Source organism: Flavobacterium glycines (assembly GCF_900100165.1).
GTDB lineage: Bacteria > Bacteroidota > Bacteroidia > Flavobacteriales > Flavobacteriaceae > Flavobacterium > Flavobacterium glycines.
Window position 1 is genome coordinate 70,483 of the sequence record NZ_FNEO01000011.1, and the last position, 23,286, is coordinate 93,768.

Annotated in this window: 20 protein-coding genes; 10 read left to right on the forward strand and 10 right to left on the reverse strand. The window is 33.5% G+C overall.

Annotated features, from left to right (window positions below; translation table 11 throughout):
* Positions 1 to 36 precede the first annotated feature (36 nt).
* The gene (gene uvrA, locus BLR17_RS16175) at positions 37 to 2,823 is read right to left on the reverse strand and encodes an excinuclease ABC subunit UvrA (RefSeq protein WP_066325194.1); all 2,787 of its coding nucleotides are present in this window, start codon (positions 2,821 to 2,823) and stop codon (positions 37 to 39) included.
* A gap of 295 nt (positions 2,824 to 3,118) precedes the next feature.
* On the opposite strand from uvrA, the gene BLR17_RS16180 reads away from it, so the two are divergent.
* Both BLR17_RS16180 and BLR17_RS16530 read left to right on the forward strand, forming a co-directional pair.
* A complete protein-coding gene (locus tag BLR17_RS16180) occupies positions 3,119 to 3,706 on the forward strand; it encodes an RNA polymerase sigma factor (RefSeq protein WP_371859336.1) in 588 nt (195 codons plus the stop codon).
* Between the two features lie 55 nt (positions 3,707 to 3,761).
* The gene (locus BLR17_RS16530) at positions 3,762 to 3,905 is read left to right on the forward strand and encodes a hypothetical protein (protein ID WP_169817141.1); all 144 of its coding nucleotides are present in this window, start codon (positions 3,762 to 3,764) and stop codon (positions 3,903 to 3,905) included.
* Between the two features lie 56 nt (positions 3,906 to 3,961).
* Here the strand turns inward: BLR17_RS16530 and BLR17_RS16185 are convergent, their stop codons facing one another.
* Positions 3,962 to 4,609: an endonuclease III domain-containing protein gene (locus tag BLR17_RS16185; RefSeq protein WP_066325192.1), complete on the reverse strand. Its 648-nt coding sequence runs from the start codon at positions 4,607 to 4,609 to the stop codon at positions 3,962 to 3,964.
* A gap of 152 nt (positions 4,610 to 4,761) precedes the next feature.
* On the opposite strand from BLR17_RS16185, the gene bcp reads away from it, so the two are divergent.
* The gene (gene bcp / locus BLR17_RS16190) at positions 4,762 to 5,214 is read left to right on the forward strand and encodes a thioredoxin-dependent thiol peroxidase (RefSeq protein ID WP_066325190.1); all 453 of its coding nucleotides are present in this window, start codon (positions 4,762 to 4,764) and stop codon (positions 5,212 to 5,214) included.
* 44 nt (positions 5,215 to 5,258) lie between these two features.
* Here the strand turns inward: bcp and BLR17_RS16195 are convergent, their stop codons facing one another.
* The 3 genes from BLR17_RS16195 to BLR17_RS16205 form a co-directional block, all read right to left on the reverse strand.
* Positions 5,259 to 6,023 carry a LytR/AlgR family response regulator transcription factor gene (locus tag BLR17_RS16195; RefSeq protein ID WP_066325188.1) on the reverse strand — a complete coding sequence of 255 codons (765 nt, stop codon included), beginning with the start codon at positions 6,021 to 6,023 and terminating at the stop codon, positions 5,259 to 5,261.
* Between the two features lies 1 nt (position 6,024).
* Complete coding sequence (locus tag BLR17_RS16200; protein ID WP_066325183.1) at positions 6,025 to 7,878, reverse strand: sensor histidine kinase; 1,854 nt, start codon at positions 7,876 to 7,878, stop codon at positions 6,025 to 6,027.
* A 158-nt stretch (positions 7,879 to 8,036) separates the two neighbouring features.
* The gene (locus BLR17_RS16205) at positions 8,037 to 9,491 is read right to left on the reverse strand and encodes a TonB-dependent receptor (protein ID WP_066325179.1); all 1,455 of its coding nucleotides are present in this window, start codon (positions 9,489 to 9,491) and stop codon (positions 8,037 to 8,039) included.
* 102 nt (positions 9,492 to 9,593) lie between these two features.
* Between BLR17_RS16205 and BLR17_RS16210 the strand changes: the two genes are divergently transcribed.
* Positions 9,594 to 10,358 carry an MBL fold metallo-hydrolase gene (locus tag BLR17_RS16210; protein WP_066325176.1) on the forward strand — a complete coding sequence of 255 codons (765 nt, stop codon included), beginning with the start codon at positions 9,594 to 9,596 and terminating at the stop codon, positions 10,356 to 10,358.
* A 10-nt stretch (positions 10,359 to 10,368) separates the two neighbouring features.
* Entirely contained in the window at positions 10,369 to 10,869 is a 501-nt protein-coding gene (locus BLR17_RS16215; RefSeq protein ID WP_066325172.1) for a hypothetical protein, read from the forward strand.
* A gap of 153 nt (positions 10,870 to 11,022) precedes the next feature.
* Here BLR17_RS16215 and BLR17_RS16220 read toward each other — a convergent pair whose 3' ends face one another.
* The 5 genes from BLR17_RS16220 to BLR17_RS16240 all read right to left on the reverse strand — a co-directional run bounded on the left by BLR17_RS16220 (position 11,023) and on the right by BLR17_RS16240 (position 16,557).
* Complete coding sequence (locus BLR17_RS16220; RefSeq protein WP_066325169.1) at positions 11,023 to 11,976, reverse strand: transketolase family protein; 954 nt, start codon at positions 11,974 to 11,976, stop codon at positions 11,023 to 11,025.
* Between the two features lie 43 nt (positions 11,977 to 12,019).
* Positions 12,020 to 12,874: a transketolase gene (locus tag BLR17_RS16225; RefSeq protein WP_066325166.1), complete on the reverse strand. Its 855-nt coding sequence runs from the start codon at positions 12,872 to 12,874 to the stop codon at positions 12,020 to 12,022.
* A gap of 423 nt (positions 12,875 to 13,297) precedes the next feature.
* On the reverse strand, positions 13,298 to 13,855 hold the full coding sequence (locus tag BLR17_RS16230; RefSeq protein WP_066325163.1) for an RBBP9/YdeN family alpha/beta hydrolase: 558 nt from the start codon (positions 13,853 to 13,855) through the stop codon (positions 13,298 to 13,300).
* A gap of 542 nt (positions 13,856 to 14,397) precedes the next feature.
* Positions 14,398 to 14,877, reverse strand: coding sequence for a hypothetical protein (locus BLR17_RS16235; RefSeq protein WP_066325162.1), 480 nt, complete (start codon positions 14,875 to 14,877; stop codon positions 14,398 to 14,400).
* A gap of 117 nt (positions 14,878 to 14,994) precedes the next feature.
* On the reverse strand, positions 14,995 to 16,557 hold the full coding sequence (locus BLR17_RS16240; RefSeq protein ID WP_066325160.1) for a protein adenylyltransferase SelO: 1,563 nt from the start codon (positions 16,555 to 16,557) through the stop codon (positions 14,995 to 14,997).
* Positions 16,558 to 16,861: 304 nt separating this feature from the next.
* On the opposite strand from BLR17_RS16240, the gene tgt reads away from it, so the two are divergent.
* The 5 genes from tgt to BLR17_RS16265 all read left to right on the forward strand — a co-directional run bounded on the left by tgt (position 16,862) and on the right by BLR17_RS16265 (position 23,173).
* Positions 16,862 to 17,992 (forward strand): tRNA guanosine(34) transglycosylase Tgt, encoded by a 1,131-nt coding sequence (gene tgt, locus BLR17_RS16245; RefSeq protein WP_066325157.1) that lies wholly within the window; start codon positions 16,862 to 16,864, stop codon positions 17,990 to 17,992.
* Between the two features lie 67 nt (positions 17,993 to 18,059).
* The gene (locus tag BLR17_RS16250; protein ID WP_066325154.1) at positions 18,060 to 19,148 is read left to right on the forward strand and encodes an LptF/LptG family permease; all 1,089 of its coding nucleotides are present in this window, start codon (positions 18,060 to 18,062) and stop codon (positions 19,146 to 19,148) included.
* Positions 19,135 to 20,031: a DMT family transporter gene (locus BLR17_RS16255; RefSeq protein ID WP_066325151.1), complete on the forward strand. Its 897-nt coding sequence runs from the start codon at positions 19,135 to 19,137 to the stop codon at positions 20,029 to 20,031. The genes BLR17_RS16250 and BLR17_RS16255 overlap by 14 nt, the downstream gene beginning before the upstream one ends.
* A gap of 75 nt (positions 20,032 to 20,106) precedes the next feature.
* On the forward strand, positions 20,107 to 22,041 hold the full coding sequence (locus BLR17_RS16260) for an LTA synthase family protein (protein WP_066325148.1): 1,935 nt from the start codon (positions 20,107 to 20,109) through the stop codon (positions 22,039 to 22,041).
* Between the two features lie 178 nt (positions 22,042 to 22,219).
* A complete protein-coding gene (locus tag BLR17_RS16265) occupies positions 22,220 to 23,173 on the forward strand; it encodes an acetyl-CoA carboxylase carboxyltransferase subunit alpha (protein WP_066325145.1) in 954 nt (317 codons plus the stop codon).
* Positions 23,174 to 23,286 lie beyond the last annotated feature (113 nt).

The window sequence follows — 23,286 nt, forward strand, 5'->3', positions numbered from 1 at the left end:
GTCTTGTTATTTAATGAGACGGAGTTTTTTTTTGTTTTATAGCTTTTCTTTAAGATATTGAGCAGTAATCGATTTTTTGTTTTTTACAATTTCTTCCGGAGTTCCTACAGCTAATAATTGTCCTCCGTTTTCACCGCCTTCCGGGCCTAAATCGATAATCCAGTCGGCACATTTAATCAGATCGAGATTGTGTTCGATAACTAATAAAGAATGTCCTTTTTCGATTAAAGCATCAAAAGAAGCCAGTAGTTTTTTAATATCATGAAAATGTAAACCTGTTGTTGGTTCGTCAAATACAAATAAGGCTTTTTCTTTTGTAGCACCTTTTACCAGGAAAGAAGCCAGTTTGATTCGTTGCGCTTCTCCTCCGGAAAGCGTAGAGGAAGATTGTCCTAATTGTACATAACCTAACCCAACATCTTGCAGCGGTTTTAGTTTTTGGGTAATTTTATTTTGCTTGTGCGTTTCAAAAAACTGTACCGCATCATCAATAGTCATTGTTAAAATATCGTTGATGTTTTTGCCTTCAAAAGCCACTTCCAGTACTTCTTTTTTGAATCTCTTTCCATTGCAGGTTTCACAAGGCAATTGTACATCGGCCATAAATACCATTTCTACATTAATTGTCCCTTCACCGCTGCAGGTTTCACAACGTCCTCCGTCAACATTAAAAGAGAAATGTTTAGCCTGATAACCTCTTAATTTGGATAGTTTTTCTTTGGCAAATAATTCTCTAATATCGTCATAAGCTTTGATATAAGTCACAGGATTAGAACGTGAACTTCTGCCTATCGGATTTTGATCGACATATTCGATGTGTTTGATATGAGAAAACGAACCGGAGATTTCGCTAAATTGTCCTGCTTTTTCTCCTGCATGCTCCAGTTTTTTTTGTAAGGCAGGGAACAGGATTTTTTTTACCAATGTACTTTTTCCACTTCCTGAAACTCCGGTTATTACTGAAAGTACATCTAATGGAAAAGTAACATCAATATTTTGAAGATTGTTTTCTCTGGCGCCTTTTATTTCGATATGATTTTTAAACGGACGGCGTTTTTTTGGAACGGCTATTTCTAAATCTCCGTTTAGATATTTTGCCGTTAGCGAAGTCGATTTTAAAATTTCATTAAAATTACCCTGAGCCACTAAATTACCTCCAAAAGTCCCCGCCTCAGGCCCAATGTCGATAATCATATCGGCAGCTTTCATAATGTCTTCGTCATGTTCGACAACTATAACAGTGTTGCCCAAATCACGTAGGGACAACAAAACTTTTATCAGACGTTCACTGTCTTTTGGATGTAAACCAATACTGGGTTCGTCTAAAATATACATAGATCCAACCAAACTGCTGCCCAGTGAAGTTGCTAAATTAATTCTTTGTGATTCTCCTCCGGAAAGTGTGGCCGAATTTCGGTTCAATGTCAGGTAATCTAAACCAACATTGCTTAGAAAAGATAGACGGTTATTGATTTCGACCAATAATCTTTTAGCAATTTGCTTTTCGTATTCGTTTAATTCTAAATTTTTAAAGAAATCCACCAAATGTTTAATTGGTAAATCCACTAAATCCGAAACCGTTTTACCATTTATTTTAATGTACGAAGCTTCAGTACGTAATCGTTTTCCTTTACAGCTTTGGCATTTGGTTTTTCCTCTGTAACGTGACAACATTACACGATTTTGAATTTTATAATTTTTCTCTTCCAGTTCTGCGAAGAAATCGTTCAAGCCCTGAAAATAAGAGTTTCCGGTCCAGATTAATTCTTTTTGTTCTTCGGTAAGTTGGAAATACGGCTTGTGAATAGGGAAATCAAATTTATAAGCACTGTTCACTAATTGATCCCGATACCAACTCATGCTTTCACCACGCCAAGGGAAAATTGCATTTTCGTAAATGGATAAACTGGTGTTCGGAATAACTAATTCGGCATCAATCCCAATGATGTTACCGTAGCCTTCACAACTTGGGCAGGCTCCGTAAGGATTGTTGAAACTGAATAAATGTACATTAGGTTCTAAAAATGTAATTCCGTCCAATTCGAAATTATTGGAATAATCCAATCGTTTATCTGTATTTAGTTCCTGTAAATAGCAAATTCCTTTTCCTTCATAAAAAGCCGTTTGTACGGCATCGGCAAGACGATTGTAGAATTCCTCTTCTTCTTTAACTACAATTCGGTCAATGATTAAAGTAATGTCTTTGTTGTCTAATGAATGTTGGTCAATTTCATCCAAACGAACAGTTTCTTTGTCAACTAATATTCTCGAAAAACCTTGTTGAAGTAAAACTTTTAGTTTGTCTTCCAGTTGTCTTCCTTCTTCCAGATGAATGGGAGCAAGAAGCAACCATTTGCTGTTAATTTCAAAATTTTTCACATCATTGATGACATCCGAAACCGTGTTTTTTTTGACTTCACGACCGGAAATTGGCGAAAAAGTTCTTCCTATTCGGGCATATAATAATTTGATATAATCGTAAATCTCTGTAGAAGTTCCTACAGTTGAGCGCGCATTGGTGGTGTTTACTTTTTGTTCAATGGCAATGGCAGGAGCAATTCCTTTGATGTATTCTACTTTTGGTTTGTCTAATCTTCCAAGGAATTGTCGTGCATAAGAAGACAAACTTTCTACATAACGGCGTTGTCCTTCGGCATACAAAGTGTCGAATGCTAAACTGGATTTCCCAGAACCGGAAAGTCCTGTGATTACAACTAATTTGTTGCGGGGAATGACAACATCAAGGTTTTTTAAATTGTGAACCTGAGCCCCTTTGATGATTATATTTTTCTTTGGATCTATTTTAGAAAAGTCAACTTTCATATAAAAAATGCAATTTGTACAAAAGTAAACATTTTATCACTGATTATGGTTGAGAAAAGAGCTTCACTAAGTCATAAATAATAGTGAAAATTCGAATGTTTGTCGTCAGTAAAAGGGACTTATTTTTTTGTGAATCATAATTTTTGCATAATTTTTGTGGTTTTTATTTGCGAAGCAAGACAAATATTTGTTAAATTTGGAAATCAATTCATACTAAAAATAAAAGCGCCTATAGTAAAAAACTACTTTTTAGAACAATAATACCCCAATTAAACTCATACTAAAAAGTATTACTATGATAGCTAATATTCAAATTTCAGACGCCTTATTGGTACAGGATTATGTGGCAGGTAATGAAGACGCCTTAGCTACTTTAATCAAAAGACACGAATCCAAAATTTATGGTTTTATATATTCAAAAGTATCCGACAGAGATGTTTCTGATGATATTTTTCAGGATACCTTTATAAAAGTAATTAAAACCTTAAAATCACAATCGTATAATGAAGAAGGGAAGTTTCTTCCTTGGGTGATGCGTATCGCACATAATTTAGTTATTGATTATTTTAGAAAGAACAAGAAAATGCCTTTTTACCGTGAAACAGAAGAGTTTTCGGTTTTTTCGGTTATGACCGATGATTCATTGACCATCGAAAATCAATTGATAGCCGATCAGGTTGAGATGGATTTACAAAAATTAATAGAAGAACTTCCTGAAGATCAAAAAGAAGTTTTAGTGATGCGTATGTATAAAGACATGAGCTTTAAAGAAATTTCGGAAGTGACAGGAGTAAGTATTAATACGTCATTAGGTAGAATGCGTTATGCATTGATGAATTTGAGAAAAGTAATTGATAAACATCAAATTATTTTAACAAACTAAACAATATTTAAATAGTTGCTGCGTTGTATTCTTACCAATCATTAAAAAGTACAGCATGGCAAAAATTTACTCTGGAAAAAATCAAGTTATTACACAGATGAAACCTAAAAAAGAAGTGATTGCTTTTCTTTTGAATTACTCAAAAGCGCTTCACATGATAAAACTAGCGGATAATAGTTTTGAAATTATTGCAAATTAATAAAGCTTGAAATAGCTGTTTTAGTAAATCTCACTAGTTGTTAAAATTAGTGAGATTTATTTTTTATAACCGTCCAGATTTGTTTTTCGACCAATGGTTTTAGTGATAATATCTTTTTCTAAGTCTAAACCACGTGCAGGAGAGTATTCGCGACCGTACCAAATAATTTGTAAATGCAAATCGTTCCACAGTTCTTCCGGAAATAAACGTTTAGCATCTTTTTCGGTTTGAACCACACTTTTTCCGTTGGATAAATTCCAGCGATACATCAATCGGTGAATATGCGTGTCAACCGGAAAAGCCGGAACGCCAAAAGCCTGTGACATTACTACACTGGCTGTTTTGTGCCCTACGGCCGGTAAGGCTTCTAAGGCTTCAAAACTCTGTGGGACTTCGCCATTATATTTCTCTATCAAAATTTCAGATAAACCGTAGATTCCTTTCGATTTCATAGGTGATAAGCCGCAAGGACGAATAATTTCCTTAATTTCTTCTACCGACATTTTTATCATATCATAAGGATTGTCGGCTTTGGCAAAAAGCAAAGGTGTAATTTGGTTTACACGTACATCCGTGCATTGTGCCGAAAGTAAAACAGCAATCAACAGTGTATAAGGATCTTTATGGTCTAACGGAATTGGTATACTAGGATAGAATTCTTTTAACGTATTTATAACAAATGTTACCCGTTCTTGTTTGGTCATTTTTATTAAGTTGCAGAGTTACTAAGAGTCTAAGGTTTAAAGATTTTTTCGAATGTAAAAATACTATTATTTAGTTTTGAAATGAATTTGAATGTCATTTTTTACAAAACTTAGTATCTTAGCAACTCACTAACTCAGCAACTAGAAAAAAAATGATAACATTAAAAAAAGGCGATAAAGCTCCCGATTTTTTTGGAGTAGACCAAGACGGAAAACCGCACCAATTAGAAGATTATAAAGGCAAAAAATTAGTCGTTTTCTTTTATCCAAAAGCCAGCACGCCAGGTTGTACAGCCGAAGCATCTGATTTAAGAGATAATTTTGAGCGTTTTCAGGCTAATAATTATGCTTTATTGGGTGTAAGTGCCGATTCGGCAAAAGCGCAAGCCAAATTTAAGGATAAATACGAATTTCCTTTTCCTTTGTTAGCCGATGAGGAGAAAGAAGTGATTAATGCCTTTGGTGTTTGGGGACCTAAGAAATTCATGGGACGCGAATACGATGGTATTCACCGCACCACCTTTGTTATTGACGAAAACGGAATCATCGATGAAGTCATTGAAAATGTCAAAACTAAAGAACACGCCGCTCAGATTTTAAAATAAACAAAAAACGCCACAAATAAAATTGTGGCGTTTTTTGTTTTTGATTAAAAAAATCCAAGATTGATTTTTATACTTTCAGAGTAACTTCTTCCCGAAGTAATATTTGTATTTTTAGTATTATTTAGCGTAATGATGTATCGGCTGTTGAAATATTTTTGGGCTTCTTTTATATATTCTTTGTTTAATATGATTCCTCTATGAATACGTAAAAAATTATCGGGTAATTTGTTTTCCAAGTTTGCAATCGTTTCGGTACTTAAAAACGTTCCTTGTTCTGAATGGATGGTTGTATAATTAGAATCGGCTTCAAAAAAAGAGATGTCTTCAAGTTTTATAAAAATGATTTTATCATTCTTTTTAACCGTAATTGAGGTCATTTTTTTAGGTTCTTTTCTATTTGAAATGTCTTTTAAAACTTTTAAAATTTCATCAGAAGAACTTTTATTATGAAAGTTTTTTAATTTCTGTACCGTTTTTTCAATACGTTCTAATTTTACAGGTTTGACGAGATAATCGATGCTGTTAGTTTCGAAAGCTTCCAAGGAATATTGATCATAAGCCGTGCAAAAAATAACCATTGGAATAGTTTCTAAACGTTCTAATAATTCAAAACCCGTACAGCCAGGCATTTCGATGTCTAAGAATATAATATCAGGATTCAAAGCTTCAATTTTTTGCTGGGCTTCTGTTGCATTTTGTGCGGCATCAACAATATTAAAAGTTTCAGGAAATTCTTTTAGTAAATTTTCTAAGCCCAGTCGGGCTGGTGCTTCATCATCAATTATAATAGTAGAATATCTTTTGTTCATATTATATAGTTTCTGGAATGGTAATGATAATCATTTTTTCGGGAGTATTAGTCCAATTTAAAGACGTTTTATCTCCATAAGTTAGTCGCAGTAAATCAAAAACCGTTTGTAAACCATGACCACTTACTAATCCTTCAGGAAAATCAGGACCGTTATCACTCACCGAAATGCTAATCTCATTTTGTACTTTCGAAATTTTTAAATCAATTTTGCCTACACCTTCATTTTTTGAAATACCATGTTTTACAGCATTTTCTACTAATGGTTGAATTAAAAATAGAGGAATTTCATGATTTTCTAATGCTGAATCGACCTGAACGGTAAATTGTAAACGCTCACCAAAACGAATTTTTTCGATGTTTAAATAGGTTTTTACCATTTCGACTTCATCATGAACCGTACTCGTTTTTTTATCTTTTCGATTGATAGAGTATTTGAATAAATCAGATAAAGAATGTGCCATTTTTTGTGTTTTTTCAGCATCAATAGGTGCTAAACTAGCTATGGAATTCAAGGAATTGTATAAAAAATGAGGATTGATTTGAGATTGTAATGATTTTAATTCTGCTTTGACTTTTAGTTCTTTTAAGTTGGTAAGTTTATTTTCATTTTCTATAATTAAGTTTCTTTCTTTAAAAATGAAATACCCTATTAATGCTCTTAGAGTTGCGATTGTCATTATAAATAAAAACATTTGTGATAAAGGATGAAAATCACGTTCATCTCTAAAACCGTTAATAATAAAATTAATAGTTAATAAACATATAAAAGGTAAAAATCCCGTTGATAAAAAGATTAATCCGGTTTTTGTATATATATTATTTGCCGCTTTTTGAATTTTTAGCTCAATGAAGCGAAATAAATAAAGAAAAGGAAATAAAATAAGCATTAAAAAAGTGGTTGATATGATAGAATCATTTCTCACTATTGGAACATTTTGATAATTATCAGGTATCGTTAAAAAATCATAAAAAGACACACAGAATACGATTAGAATATCTGTAAACAACAAGGTTACTAAAGCTAGGATACCGAATCGAAGCCAGTCTTTCTTAATTTTAATAGATATTGATTTGTTAATTTTGTTAATAAAAAAAAGCCCTAGTAAACCTATAATTAACGCTGGTAGAAAAATAACTGCTGCTGGATTTCTTACCCACCATAAATTACGATCTCTATCTGCAATTCTAGCATCTTCTATTTTTTTAATAATACTTTCTTTAAATTGAATTTCGGCTTTTGCCAATCGTTCTTCAAATCCTTTTTTATAAACCTCTTTTATAATTTCTTGATCGTTATGGTCTAAAGGGATTTGGCTATTTGATAATCCATATACTGGGTTAAAGATGCTGTTTCTTTTTTTTTCTCTTAGTGGATAGGCAAAAGAGCCTCCAACTAGCATTTTTGCTATTCTGGATTCTAAAGATTTTCTAATTTCTGCATCAGTGTCTGATTCATCAATTTTATAAATATAAAGTTCGCAACTTGTATAGCCTTGACCTCTTTCTATCGAACCAAAACGGCTTGTTGTATAACCATTACCTTCTTTTAGCGGAGTATATAAAAATTTAATTTTAAAATTTGGTTTCTCTGATTTTGAAAATTGGATAGATATCGTTTCTGTTAAATTGTCTAGTTTTTTTAAAGTTTTAGCAATAATTAAAGAATCCTCTTGAGTATAATTTCCTTCTAAATTGACATAAATATCAGCATCCCATTTTGTTATTGAATTGTATTCGTTATTATTTATTTCAACTATGTCTTCCCATGGTTTTACAGGAAGTTTTTCTTGATTTTGAGAGGAACAATTTATTCCTATTAATAGAAATAGTAAAGAGTAGATTAATTTTTTCATGACAGTAAATTTAAATATTTATGCCGCAAATGAACTATAATAGTTGTAGGATAAAAATGAATTTCTTGTAAACTGCAAAATAGAGATGCGAACTACATTTATCCAAAAACGCCACAAATAGAAACTACTTGTGGCGTTCGTTGTAAAATCAATATCTTTTATTCCGCTAAAGTCTTATTTGGGTCGTAGCCAAAAAGGTGTTTTTCTTTAATGATTTCTGCAACTCCGGCAGGCAGCATCGATTCCCAACCCGGTATTCCGTTATTAATCATTTTAAGAACTTCACGGGAGAATATTTTTAAATTTTCCGGATTGTAGTCCTCAACATCAATTACTTTTCCGTTGAATTTAAAGAATTTGTATAATTCTTTCATTCGTGGATGTACTTTTAGATTCTCAGAAGTTGTGATTTCGCCATTTTCATCTATCATTGGATACAACAATACTTTCATATCACGGAAGAATAGTTTTCCAAAAGCTTCCAGAATACCACCACTTAAATGACGATAGTATTTTTCGTCAAAAATATCAACTAAGTTGTTGACACCCATGGCAAGTCCCATTCGGGCTTTGGTGTAATTAGCAAAATATTCTACTACTTTGTAATATTCCTGGAAGTTCGAAATCATTACTGTTTGACCTAATGAACAAAGTAATTCGGCGCGGTCCATAAAATCTCTTTCATCAATTTCTCCATCCGAACGTAAGTTGGACAAGGTGATTTCAAAAATAACCAAGGTATTTTCTTTGTCCACTTTATTTTCTTCGAGAAACATACGCATCGATTTCTCGTACATATCCATATTTACCTTAGTAACCGGACGGAAACTTCCTCTGATGGCTAAGATATTTTTTTTGTATAAAACGGAGGCTGGCAGAATGTTTTTTCCTTTTGGGTTAAACATTACGGCATCGGTCATTCCGTTTTTAACTAATTGCAAACTGATTAAACGGTTGTCCACATCGGCAAATCGGGGACCGGAGAAATTGATAGTGTCAATCTCCAGTTGGTCTTTGTCGAGATGATCGTATAAATAGCGTAATAATTTTTTAGGATCGTCGTATTTGTAAAAAGCACCGTAGATTAGGTTTACTCCTAAGATTCCCAGAGTTTCCTGTTGGAGCTTGGCATCGGTTTCTTTAAAACGAATATGAAGAATGATGTCGTTGTAATCTTCGTTAGGGTCAATTTGGTAACTGATTCCTACCCAACCATGTCCTTTGAATTGTTTTGCAAAATCTATTGTGGCTACCGTATTGGCGTAGCTGAAAAACATTTTGTTGGGATGCTTGTCCCGACTCAGTCGTTTTTCAATTAAATCGACTTCGTGGGTGAGCATTTTCTTCAGCCGGTTTTCGGTAACATAGCGACCGTCTTTTTCAACACCATAAACAGCATCACTAAAGTCTTTATCGTATGCTGACATGGCTTTTGCGATAGTTCCGGAAGAACCTCCTGCTCTAAAGAAATGTCTTACTGTTTCCTGTCCTGCGCCAATCTCGGCAAATGTTCCATAAATATTTTCGTTTAAATTGATACGTAGTGCCTTGTCTTTTATTGAAGGGACCTGAGCAATGACTCTGTCTCCTTTTAGTTTTATTTCGCTACCCATTTTTTTAGTTTAAATTTATGTTTTTGCCTGATGTCACAAAGTTAATTAAATAGCTAGGGGAATAAAAGAGAAATAATCCTATTTTTGTGAAAAAAATAAGATTTGAAGGTATATTTTTTAGGCACAGGTACTTCTCAGGGAATTCCGGTTATAGGAAGTGATCATCCTGTATGCAAAAGTTCGGATAGCAAGGATAAAAGGCTTCGGGTTTCGGTATTAATTCGCTGGGATAATTATTCCTATGTTATTGATTGTGGTCCTGATTTTAGGCAACAAATGCTGACTTCAAATTGTCATAAAGTAGACGGGATTATATTTACCCATGAACATGCTGACCATACTGCGGGTTTGGATGATATCAGACCTTTTAATTTCCGACAAGGGGAAATGCCAATTTATGCGCATCAACGTGTGATAGAAAATATGAAAGCCCGTTTTGATTATGTTTTTGAAACAATTAATAAGTATCCCGGTGCTCCATCGGTAAAAACGATTGAAGTGGTGAATGATGAGTCTTTTTTTATAGGTGATAAATTGGCTATACCAGTGAATGTTATGCATGGAGACCTTCAGGTTTTTGGGTACCGCATCGATGATTTTGCCTATTTGACCGATGTAAAAACCATTGAGACTACTGAGATGGATAAACTTAAAAATCTGAAAGTTTTGGTAGTGAATGCTTTGCGGGAAGAACCTCATTTTTCGCATTTTAATTTAGAGGAAGCTTTGGATTTTATTGCTTTGGTAAAACCTGAGAAAGCTTATCTTACACATATCAGTCATGTTATGGGATTTCATGAAGAAGTGCAACAAAAGCTTCCTGAAAATGTATTCCTTGCTTACGATAATTTAGAAATCACCCTGTAATATTTTAACAATGAAAAGATCTTTTCTGCTTTATGCCTTTATTTTATTGGTATTGATAAATGTTTTTACTTATTCGTTTTTAAGTAATGAAGTGAAATTTGAACAAGACAGATATCAAAGAACCTCTAAGAGATTAAAAGATAGTTTGAATTCGCTCAATTTGAAATTAAATGAAGCCAATTATTTTTCGTTAGAGAAAAATGAGAATGCTCAAAATTATTTTGATTCGGCTATAGCCAATAAAACAATTCAGTATGAAAAATTAATTCCTGTGATTAAGGAGAAATTGATGGATTTAAATGCCAATCCAAAAGGGAATCCTTATACAGGTCAGGATCAGATAGGAGAGAATAAGTTTGTAATTAATAAAGTAAAGGTTTTAAATCACCGATGGATCATTGCTGATTACAGTGATGGTAAAATGTGGGGTGAGGTCTTGTTGAAATATTTTGTCAACGAAGACGAAAGTGTTTCTTTTGAAGTGATGCAGTCTTTGCTTTATGCTCAATAAAAATTTTAACATATAAGTCATGTAAGTTTAAGTCAAAAACTTACATGACTTATATGTTAAAAAAGACATTGTGATATTCAATAAAACAAAAATCCCGTCTCTTACGAAACGGGATTTTTTATAGATTTAGTCCCCGATAGCTATCGGGACGAATTATTTTCTTTTGATAACTCTTTCTACAGCTTCAACAATCGCTTGGTTGTTTAATTTGTATTTTTCCATCAATTGCTCAGGAGTTCCAGACTCACCAAAACTATCTTTAACTGCCACAAATTCTTGTGGAGTAGGATTGTTTAAAGCTAATACACCTGCAATGCTTTCTCCTAAACCACCAAGGTAGTTGTGCTCTTCAGCAGTAACGATACATTTAGTTTTAGCTACAGATTTTAAAATAGCTTCTTCGTCTAATGGTTTAATCGTGTGGATATTGATTACTTCAGCAGAAATTCCTTTTTCTTCTAATTTCTCAGCAGCAATTAAAGCTTCCCAAACTAAGTGACCTGTAGCAACGATAGTTACATCAGTACCTTCGTTTAACATGATAGCTTTTCCAATTACGAAAGGCTCGTCAGCAGGAGTAAAGTTAGGAACTACCGGACGTCCAAAACGTAAATAAGCAGGACCGTGGTGATCAGCAAGAGCAATTGTAGCCGCCTTAGTTTGGTTGTGGTCACAAGTATTGATAACTGTCATTCCCGGTAACATTTTCATCAAACCGATGTCTTCAAGAATTTGGTGTGTTGCACCGTCTTCTCCTAAAGTTAATCCGGCGTGAGAAGCACAGATTTTTACGTTTTTATCAGAGTAAGCAACTGATTGACGAATTTGGTCATAAACTCTTCCTGTAGAGAAGTTAGCGAAAGTTCCTGTGAAAGGAATTTTTCCACCAATAGTTAAACCTGCAGCAATTCCAATCATGTTTGCCTCAGCAATTCCGATTTGGAAAAAACGCTCCGGGTGGTTTTTCTTGAAATCATCAAATTTTAATGATCCAATTAAATCCGCACAAAGTGCCACTACGTTTTCATTCTTTTGACCTAATTCAGTCATTCCCACTCCAAAACCTGAACGGGTATCTTTACTTCCTGTATTTATATATTTTTTCATTTTCTTTTTTAGATTTTTGGTAGTATTCTAAAGGAACACTTTATTAATAATCTGAATTGCCTCCAGTATTATAATTTTGAGATAAAGCATTTTCAAGTTGAGCATCGTTAGGTGCTTTACCGTGCCAAGCATGACTGTACATCATATAATCTACACCATTACCCATTTCGGTATGTAACAATACACAAACCGGTTTCCCTTTTCCTGTTCTTGCTTTTGCTTCAGCCATTCCTCCAATGATGGCTTCAACATCATTTCCTTTAGTAATTTCAACTACTTCCCAATCAAAAGCTTCAAATTTAGCACGAAGACATCCCATATTTAAAACGTCTTTTGTAGTACCGTCAATTTGTTTCCCGTTAAGGTCAACAGTTGCAATTAAATTGTCTACTCCTTTAGCAGAAGCATACATGATTGCTTCCCAGTTTTGACCTTCCTGCAATTCACCATCTCCGTGAAGTGTATATACAATATGATTGTCGTTATTTAATTTTTTTGCCTGAGCAGCTCCAAGAGCAACAGATAATCCTTGACCTAAAGATCCGGAAGCCATACGTACACCAGGTAAACCTTCGTGTGTAGTTGGGTGTCCTTGTAAACGTGAATTTAATTTTCTAAAAGTTGCTAATTCAGCTACAGGGAAATAACCACTTCTAGCCAAAACGCTGTAGAAAACCGGAGAGATGTGTCCGTTTGATAAGAAAAATAAATCTTCTCCAATTCCGTCCATATCAAATCCTTCTTTGCGGTCCATGATGTTTTGATACAAGGCTACCAAAAATTCGGTACAACCTAGAGAACCTCCTGGGTGACCTGAATTAACAGCGTGTACCATTCGAAGGATGTCTCTTCTTACTTGGATAATTAAATCGTTTAATTGTTGAGTGTTAGGTTTCATTTTGATCGTAAAAGTTAAACTGCTGCAAATGTAATTTTTATTTTCCCGTAAGACAAATGATTTTTGGAATTGTTTGAAAGCAATTAGAATAAGGTTTATAGCTGAAAATGAACTTTTGATTCTATTTTGTACAAAGAGATATAGATTTTATAAATGTATTTTTTACACTAATTTTTTTTAATCAAGACTTATGAAGTCATTGCTATTAGTGATTTGATCAAATTTGCTGGCTGAATTAGCATCTTTTAATTTTTCTAATAGTTTTAATTATTTGAAATCATTTTCAAAATTATTTTAGGAATATTTTTAGAGGTCAAAATAAAAGTATTATAACAATTTTACTGCTAGCTGTTATAAAATGATTTTACTAGTTATTTGTTAGAAAACGTTATAGTAGCAAAAAAACTCAAATGAGGCTTTTAATTAATTTTTGTTTTCGTTAATTGATTGTAGTAATCTTTCTAATATTTCCTGTCCTTCTTCCCAAAGTCCTAATTGAGAAGCAAAGTTGAGGTGTCCCTTTGGACCTACATTATAAAAGTGACTTCCCCATTTTTGAGACAAAAATTCAGCTCTTTCAACCGAAATGTAGGGATCGTTTGAACTGGTAATTACAATAGATGGATAGTTTAATTTTGATAATGGAATAGGAGCAAAGTTCCAGATTTCTTCCGGGGTATGTTCAGCCGATTCCACATCGGCCGGAGCAACTAATAAAGCACCAATAATTTTTTCGGTATCATTTTGTTGTGACCAATGTGCTACTAATGAAACCGCCAGACTATGTGCTACAATAACGATAGGTGTTTCGATGCTTTTGATTGTAGTATCTAAGTTTTTTAACCAATCTTGTAATTGTGGTTGGTTCCAGTTATCCTGAACTACTTTTTTGGTATTTGGAAAATACTGTAACCAATTGTCCTGCCAATGTCCGGTTGTTGAATCGCCTAATCCTGGAACTATTAATAAGGTGTGTTTCATAGTTTTTGTAATTCTATAAGGATGATACAAATCTATAAAATTAGATTTACTATATAAAATTAGTATAATAAAAAATCAGATGAATGAAAATGTTTTCTTTTTTTAATAAATTCTGAGATGTTCAGGTATTCTTGTGTTTATTTTTTTTAGCAAAAAGGGAGCTAATATTATGCCTAATAAATTGCATATAAAAGAAAAATCCAAAAATAAGATGTAAGTGTCTTTTATTATTAAGCTAAGTATAATCGAGATGGAAATAAACACTATAGTATTAGTATAACAGAAGAATTTAACGGTAAATTCTTTTTCTCTGAAATAATAAATTATTAATAAAGGCGGATAATAATAGAAAGCGTGGAAGGTTTTTAGTAAGAGTATTGGTCGGATGTTAATATTTTGTGTAAACATCTCTGTTGCGAAATATAGTGCACACGATATTAATGTTTCGGTGAACCAGATTATTGCTAATATTCTTAGGGTTTCAGATATTTTCATTGTTATTTAATATGTTCTTTGATTTTAAGTGTTTAAAAAATCTTCGCTTAAAATTGTTTAGCCGGTGGTGGTGGATTCTTTAAATTAGTGTCTGATGGCTTATGTGTATAATCGAAATTGAATTTTTTTTCTTTGCCTTTCTCATAATAAACTATTTTACAAAATCTTACTTTACCTTCTCGTAATTGTTTATATGTTCTAATAATCGAATCTATTGTTGTACTTTTTTCATATCCGTTGATGTAATATTGTTTTGTTGTAATATAATAATCATTATCGATTTTCTTTACTTGTAGATCTCCTGAAGCAAAGATTGTATCTGTGTCTGATTGAAATTCGAATTTTTGTCCCTTGACGAGTGTTGAAAAAACAGTGTCATTTTTTGGGTTAATATACAATTTGTAAGTGTACATTATTCCATCTGAATTGACCTTTTTAAAAGCGTTTGTGTAATTATAATCACCGATTTTTTCTGTGTGATTACAGCTGAAATTGATTAAAAGTGCAAAAAATAGTATTTTTTTCATACTTCTAGTTATTTATGTTTAAAACAAATCTAATAAAAATATATTTTGTTTTTTCTTACAAAATAAAAAAGTACAGCTTCCCTGTACTTTTAAGATTTGATATATTATAATTCAAAATTAAGAACTACATGACAACATAGAACATCCTACTTTATTTCTGGCCCAGTCGGGGCGTTTAGCAAACCATTTTTCCTGATTTTCCTGTTCAGAATAAGGATTTTTTAATAGATTGAAAAGTTCGTCTATTATGCTGTAGTCGCCTTTATCGGCAGCATCAATGGCCAGTTGTGCCATGTAATTACGTAGCACATATTTCGGATTGATGCGATTCATTTTTTCAGCACGTTCAGTATCCGTTTCTTTTTCTAATAGCAATCTTTGGCTATAACTTTCGAACCATTTTTCCCAGCTTTCAATTAATTCAAGTGATTGTTCGTTTGTGTTGTAGAAAGCATCTTGTATGGTTTTGAATCCGGATTCCATATTTTCTTTTGTAAAACGACTTAGATTTCGGTAGAAAATAGTCATGTCGGTTTCGGTCAAGTGCAGATTGTTTTCTAATTCCTGAATGAGTTTTTGATCGTTTTCATTTTCGGTGAAAAGTCCAATTTTAGAACGCATCATGTTTAGGTATTTTTTTTCGAACGAAGTACCAAAATCGGATAGAATAGCTTCTAATCCTTCTGTTTCTCCAATTAATGGATATAATGCATTGGCGAGTTGGTATAAATTCCAAAGTACAATATTAGGTTGGTTTCCGTAGCGATAGCGTTTGTGTTGGGAGTCGGTCGTATTAGGTGTCCAACCGTAATCATAGCCTTCGAGCCAGCCGTAAGGACCGTAATCGATGGTTAATCCCAGGATTGACATATTATCGGTATTCATTACTCCGTGTACAAAACCTACTCGTTGCCAATGAATAACCATCTCAAGGTTGTTTTCGGCTACTTTTTTGAAAAACTGTAAATAAGTTTCTTTTGAAGGTGTTCCTAATTCGGCATAAAAATGTTTAATAGTATAGTCAACTAAGGTTTTGAGTGTTGGAACATCATTGCGGACTGCCAGAATTTGATAGTTTCCAAAACGCAAAAAGCTGGGTGCGATTCTGCTAACGATGGCTCCTTTTTCGTAAGCAGGATTACCATTGTAAAGCATGTCTCTTAAAACGGGATCGCCTGATAAAGCAAGTGACAAAGCACGTGTAGTAGGAACGCCTAAGTGAAACATCGCTTCGCTGCATAAATATTCGCGGATGGAAGAGCGTAAAACAGCCAGTCCGTCGGCGGTTCTGGAATAAGGTGTTTTTCCGGAGCCTTTGAGTTGGATAGCCCAACGCTTGTTGTTATGAACGATTTCGGTTAAATTTATCGCGCGGCCATCGCCCAGTTGGCCTGCCCAGTTACCAAATTGGTGTCCGCCATAACACATGGCATAAGGCTGGGTATTGGTCAAAATTTCGTTTCCGGTAAACACATTTTTGAATTCTTCTGTTTGCGAATCGTCTTTGGATAATCCTAGGTTTTCGAGCATTTCCGGCGAAACATGGAGGATTTGAGGATTGACTGTTTTTGTAGGTGTTACAAATGAAAAACAAGCATTTTCAACCTGTCTGACGTAGTTTTCTGTAATTGGGTCGGCGGGTAATTCTTTGTTGAAAGTATCTTGGATGTTGAGTTTCATTGTATTTGTAATTATTGATAATACAAAGTTACAAATATTAATACCACTATTTTAAACCATATAAGTCATATAAGTTTTCAAGTTTGTCTTAGCTGGTATTCTTGTAGTTTTTTAAAATAAGTTCATAAAAGTATTAATAACGGAACAAAATATTTTTAATGCTTAATTGCTTTTAATTTTAATGGTGAAAAACAATGTTTTTTAAAGCGTTAGTTTGCTGTTAAAAAGGTGTAGCTTTTTTCTAAATTAAACTATCTTTGCGCTCCCGAATAGTCGGGAGAACAATTGGGAGAAAAACCTTAGTATGAAGTTTGATTTATTACAAAAAGACCCACTTTCTAAAGCAAGAGCAGGAAGTATAACTACAGATCACGGTGTAATTGAAACGCCAATTTTTATGCCGGTAGGTACCGTTGCCTCAGTAAAAGGGGTGCATCAAAGAGAGTTAAGAGAAGAAATTAATCCTGATATTATTCTTGGAAATACCTATCATTTGTATTTGCGTCCGCAAACTAAAATTTTAGAAGCAGCGGGTGGTTTGCATAAATTCATGAATTGGGATCGTAATATTTTGACTGATTCGGGAGGTTATCAGGTATATTCACTTTCGAATAGTAGAAAAATTAAGGAAGAAGGAGTAAAGTTTAAATCACATATTGATGGATCGTACCATACTTTTACTCCGGAAAATGTAATGGAAATTCAGCGTACCATTGGGGCTGATATCATCATGGCTTTTGACGAATGTACACCTTATCCCTGCGATTACAATTATGCTAAGCGTTCGATGCACATGACGCACCGTTGGTTAGATCGTTGTATTAATCATTTGGATAAAGTGCCTGTAAAATATGGATATGATCAGGCTTTTTTCCCCATTGTTCAGGGAAGTACTTATAAAGATTTGCGACGTCAGTCGGCTGAATATATTGCTAATTCCGGTCAGGTAGGAAATGCCATTGGAGGACTTTCTGTTGGAGAACCAGCGGAAGAAATGTATGCGATGACTGAAGTAGTTACTGAAATTTTGCCGGAAGACAAGCCAAGATATTTGATGGGAGTAGGAACTCCAATTAATATTTTGGAAAATATTGCTTTAGGAATTGATATGTTTGACTGTGTGATGCCAACCCGTAATGCCAGAAACGGAATGTTGTTTACGGCTAACGGTACCATCAATATCAAGAATAAAAAATGGGAGGCCGATTTTTCGCCAATTGACGAAATGGGAATCACCTTTGTGGATACAGAATATTCTAAAGCTTATTTGCGCCATCTTTTTGCTGCCAATGAGTATTTAGGAAAGCAAATCGCTACGATTCATAATTTAGGTTTTTATATGTGGCTGGTTCGTGAGGCCAGAAAGCATATTTTAGCAGGCGATTTCAGGTCATGGAAAGAAATGATGGTGAAAAACATGAGTCAAAGACTTTAAAATATGTTGATTTGTTTAATCGTTTATTCGGTTAAACGATTAAACAAAAAATCAATTAAACTTTACTATGTTAACAATACTAGATAAATACATCTTAAAAAGATATTTAGCCACTTTTGCGGCTATGTTGCTGATGTTTATTCCAATTGGGATTATCATTGATGTTTCGGAGAAAATCAATTTCATGATTGAGAATAAGGTTCCTTTTCTGGCAGTTGTTATTTATTATTATCATTTTACGGTTTATTTTGCCAATGCCTTATTTCCGATATTTCTCTTTTTATCAATTATTTGGTTTACTTCCAAATTAGCTAATAATACCGAAATCATTGCCATATTGAGTTCGGGAATTTCATTTACCCGTTTTTTAAGACCTTATTTTATTGGGGCAACTATCATTTCGATTTTTGTTTTGTTGATGGGATTTTATGTGGTTCCTGTATCGAGTGAAGGTTTTAATAATTTCAGATATACGTATTTAAGACGTGATGGTAAGGAGCGTATGAGAGGCGATAATACCGATGTTTACAGACAGCTTAATGATAAAGAGTTTTTGTATGTAAGCAATTTTAATCCGGCGTCTAAAATGGCTTTTAATTTTGCTCTGGAGAAATTTGACAAAGAGAAAATGGTTTCCAAAATTACCGCAAGCAGAATTAGGTGGAATGAAAAAGACAGTACTTATACTTTGTATGATTATACCAAGAGGACGGTAGGTAAACAAGGGGATAAACTCGAAGCCTTGCCTGAAAAAAATGTAAAATTCAAATTTGAACTCGAAGATTTAACCCCGGTAGTTTATATTGCAGAGACTTTGCGTCTGGATAAATTAATTGATTTTATTGACAAGGAAAAAAAACGAGGATCTTCGAATATCAATGTGTACTTGGTAGTATTGTATAAAAAGTTTAGTGTGCCGGTTTCGGCATTTATCCTGACCATTATAGCTGTTGCCGTTTCTTCAATGAAGCGCAGAGGAGGTATGGGAATGAATCTTAGTATCGGAATTGCTGTTGCTTTTGGTTTCGTTTTTTTCGATAAAATATTTGGAGTATTAGCCGAAAAATCAACTTTTTCACCTTTTGTAGCGGTTTGGTTTTCTAATTTTGTTTTTGGAATTCTGGCTGTTTATTTATTGCGCAATGCCAAACGATAGACTTAAAAGTTATCTCAATCTTCATTTAATTGTTTTTATTTGGGGATTTACAGCCATACTAGGCGCTTTAATAAGTATTCCGGCCGACGAGATTGTGTGGTACAGAATGCTTATGGCAGCTTTGTTTTTAGCTTCGTATATTTTCTTTTCCGGGAGATCTTTTATAATTCCCTGGACTTCTTTATTACAACTGACTTTTGTGGGATTGCTTATTGCATTGCATTGGATTTTTTTCTTTCATGCGATCCATGTTTCTAATGTGTCGATTACTTTAGCGGTATTTTCATTGGGAGCTTTTTTAGCATCTTTATTAGAACCTTTATTTTACGGGAGAAAAGTACTTTGGTACGAAGTCTTTTTTGGTTTGGTAATTATTGCAGCATTGTCATTTATCATGCAGGTTGAGGTGTCTTATTTTAAAGGGATGCTGTTTGCTTTTGTTTCTATTGTTTTAGGAGTTTTATTCACTTTGTCAAATGGAAAACTGATTCAAAAACACGATTCGGCTGTGATTACGTTTTATGAGTTTTTGGCCGGTTTACTGTTTATTAGTTGCTATTTTATTTTTCAAAACAAATTCACATTAGATTTCTTTCAGGTTTCAGTCAATAATTGGCTGTTGTTATTTGTTTTGTCTTCAATTTGCACGGCTTATGCATTTACAGCTTCGGTAAAAGTTATGAAACAATTAAGTCCGTACACTGTGATGCTGACTACAAATTTAGAGCCGGTTTACGGGATTGTTTTGGCTTATTTTATTATTGGTGAAAAAGAAAAAATGAGTGCTTCTTTTTATGGAGGGGCTGTTTTGATAATCGCAGTAGTAATTTTAAACGGGATTTTAAAACACAAACACAGCTTGAAAATGAAAATTAAAAACTAGTGCAGTGGCATTTAGGCTAAATTTTACTCAAGAATATCAAAAAGTAACATTCCCTCTTAATAATTTTGAATTATAATGAAGAAAATCATTTTTATAAAACCAATACTTAATTTCTTTTTTATTGGTTTGTTAATTACTACCATTAGTCGTCTGGCATTGTTTTTTGTTTTTAAAGAACGTGTGATGCAAACACCGGATTATTGGATGCTTTTTCCAATAGGTTTGCGAATGGATGTTATTTTGTTAAGCTATATTTCATTTTTACCAGTCTTACTGTTGTCTGTCTTGCCGGATAATTATTTGCAAAAAATAAAGAAATTTTTCAGTTTCTATTTTCTGGTGTTTTTGTTTTTGTTGTTCTTTATGGAGTTGGCTAGTTATGATTTTATCAAGGAATATGACACAAGACCTAATAAGTTGTTTATTGATTATTTGATTTACCCAAAAGAAGTGGTGGGAACTTTAATAAAGAGTTACATGACTTCTATGGTGCTTTTTTTTATAGCAATAGGAATTGCTTTGTGTTTTTCAATTAAAAAAGCGCCGTTTTGGTTTTATCCTAAATTTGTTGCTTATCGTACAAAGCTGATTTTGTTTCCTTTGGTAGCGTTTTTGTTGTTTTTTGGGGCACGTTCCAGTTTGGTTTCTAAAAGACCTATTAATGCAAGTAATGCGATTTTTTCTACCGATCAATTGACTAATTCTTTAGGTTTGAATTCGCTGTACACGGTTAGTTTTGCTTTGTATTCACTTAAAAATGAAGGAGACGCAGCTAAGATGTACGGAAAAATGGATGCTCAGGAGGCTATTAAACGTGTCAAAAAATATATGGAAGTGCCAGAGGCTAATTTTACCGATTCAGAATTGCCTTTAATGCATTTGCAAAAAACATCCAATTCACTTGCTAAGTCTTATAATGTTGTGGTGTTTTTACAGGAAAGTTTGGGAGCAGAATATGTGGGAAGTTTATGTGGTTTGCCTTTAACTCCGGAATTGGATAAGCTAACTAAAGAAGGTTTGTTGTTCACCAATATGTATTGCACAGGAACAAGAAGTGTGAGAGGGATAGAGGCTGTTGTTACCGGTTTTCTTCCGTCTCCGTCAGAAAGTGTGGTAAAATTGAGTAATTCACAAACTGGTTTTTACACACTTGCCGAAAATTTAAGGGAGAAAGGCTATCAAACCAGTTTTATTTATGGAGGTATGGCTAATTTTGATAATATGGCTGCCTTTTTTAATGGAAATGGTTTTAGTAAAATTATAGACGAAAAAGATTATGATAAGAGTAAAGCGGCTTTTAAAGGAACCTGGGGGTATTCGGATGAAGATTTAGCAGTAAAGGCTAATTCCTATTTTAAATCAATGGGGAATAAACCCTTCTTTTCTTTAATGTTTTCGACATCCAATCATGAACCTTTTGAGTTTCCTGACGGCAGAATTCAATTGTATGACAAAAAGAAAAATACAGTACATAATGCCATGAAATATGCCGATTTTTCTATTGGGAAGTTTTTTGAACTGGCTAAAAAAGAAGCTTATTTTAAGAATACTATTTTCTTAGTCATTGCCGATCATAACACAAGAACTTATGGAAAGAATTTAGTACCTATTAATAAGTTTCATATTCCTGCTTTGCTGATAGGTCCCAATGTTCCTAAAGGAGAAAAATATACTAAATTATGCAGCCAAATTGATGTTGCTCCTACCTTGTTGAATTTTATAGGAATGGATATTATGAATCCAATGCCCGGACGAAATTTAATGCAATTGTCTTCTAATGTACCGGGTAGAGCTATTATGCAATTTCATGATAATAATGCCTTTCGTATAGAAAATCAAGTGGTTGTTTTACAGCCAAATAAAGAGCCTTTGCAATTTGAAATGAAAAATGATACAGTGTTAATACCTGTAAAGTTAAATCCTGAAATGGCTAAAGATGCTTTGGCTCATATAACAACGGCATCTTATCTTTACAAAGAGAGAAAGTATAGAATGAAAGGGCAAAAATAGAATTGAATAATTAGGTGTTGATTTTTAATAAGTTGATATTGTTTGTATTCTGTTTATTAAGAATGTTATAATAGAAAGTATCTTTATCAATTGAGAGTAAAATAAAAAAATAAGAAGGTGTAAATGATTTAAAGTTTTATATTTGCACTTCTAAATAAAATAATAACGCACAAATCCTATGGAATATTTAGATTTTGAGCTTCCAATAAAAGAACTTGAAGAGCAATTAGAAAAATGTCAAATTATTGGACAGGAATCAGATGTTGATGTAACGGCTACATGTGATCAAATCAATGAAAAATTGGTTGAGACCAAAAAGAATATTTATGGAAATCTTACCGCATGGCAGCGAGTACAGCTTTCAAGACATCCAAGCCGTCCATATACTTTAGACCATATTAGAGGGCTTTGCGGAGATACTTTTTTAGAACTTCATGGAGACAGAGGTTTCAAGGATGATAAAGCCATGGTAGGTGGTTTAGGGAAAATTGGAGGTCAGTCATTTATGATTATTGGTCAACAAAAAGGATACAATACTAAAACACGTCAATATAGAAACTTTGGGATGGCAAATCCTGAAGGATATCGTAAAGCTTTGCGATTGATGAAAATGGCTGAGAAATTTGGAATTCCGGTTGTTACTTTAATCGATACTCCGGGAGCTTATCCTGGTTTAGAAGCTGAAGAACGCGGACAAGGTGAAGCAATTGCCAGAAATATTTACGAAATGGTTTTACTAAAAGTGCCAATTATCTCTATTATTGTAGGGGAAGGAGCTTCAGGAGGAGCTTTGGGAATTGGAGTAGGAGACCGTGTTTATATGTTAGAAAATACTTGGTATTCGGTTATTTCTCCAGAGTCTTGTTCTTCTATTTTATGGAAAAGCTGGGAATACAAAGAGAAAGCAGCTGAAGCATTGAAATTGACTTCTTCTGATATGAAAAAACAGGAATTAGTTGATGATGTTATTCCTGAGCCTCTGGGAGGAGCACATTATGACAGAGAAACTACTTTTAAAACAGTTGAAGAATATATTTTGAAAGGATACAATGAATTGAAAGATTTATCAACAGCTGATTTAATTGCTCAGAGAATGGATAAATATACTAAAATGGGTGAGTTCAAAGAATAGCATTTCATTTTAAGAATATAGAATCCGTCTCGTTTATAAACGAGACGGATTTTTTTTGGGTTATAAACAAAAAAGTTACAGTTGTAAACATATTCTAGTGATAACTAAAATGT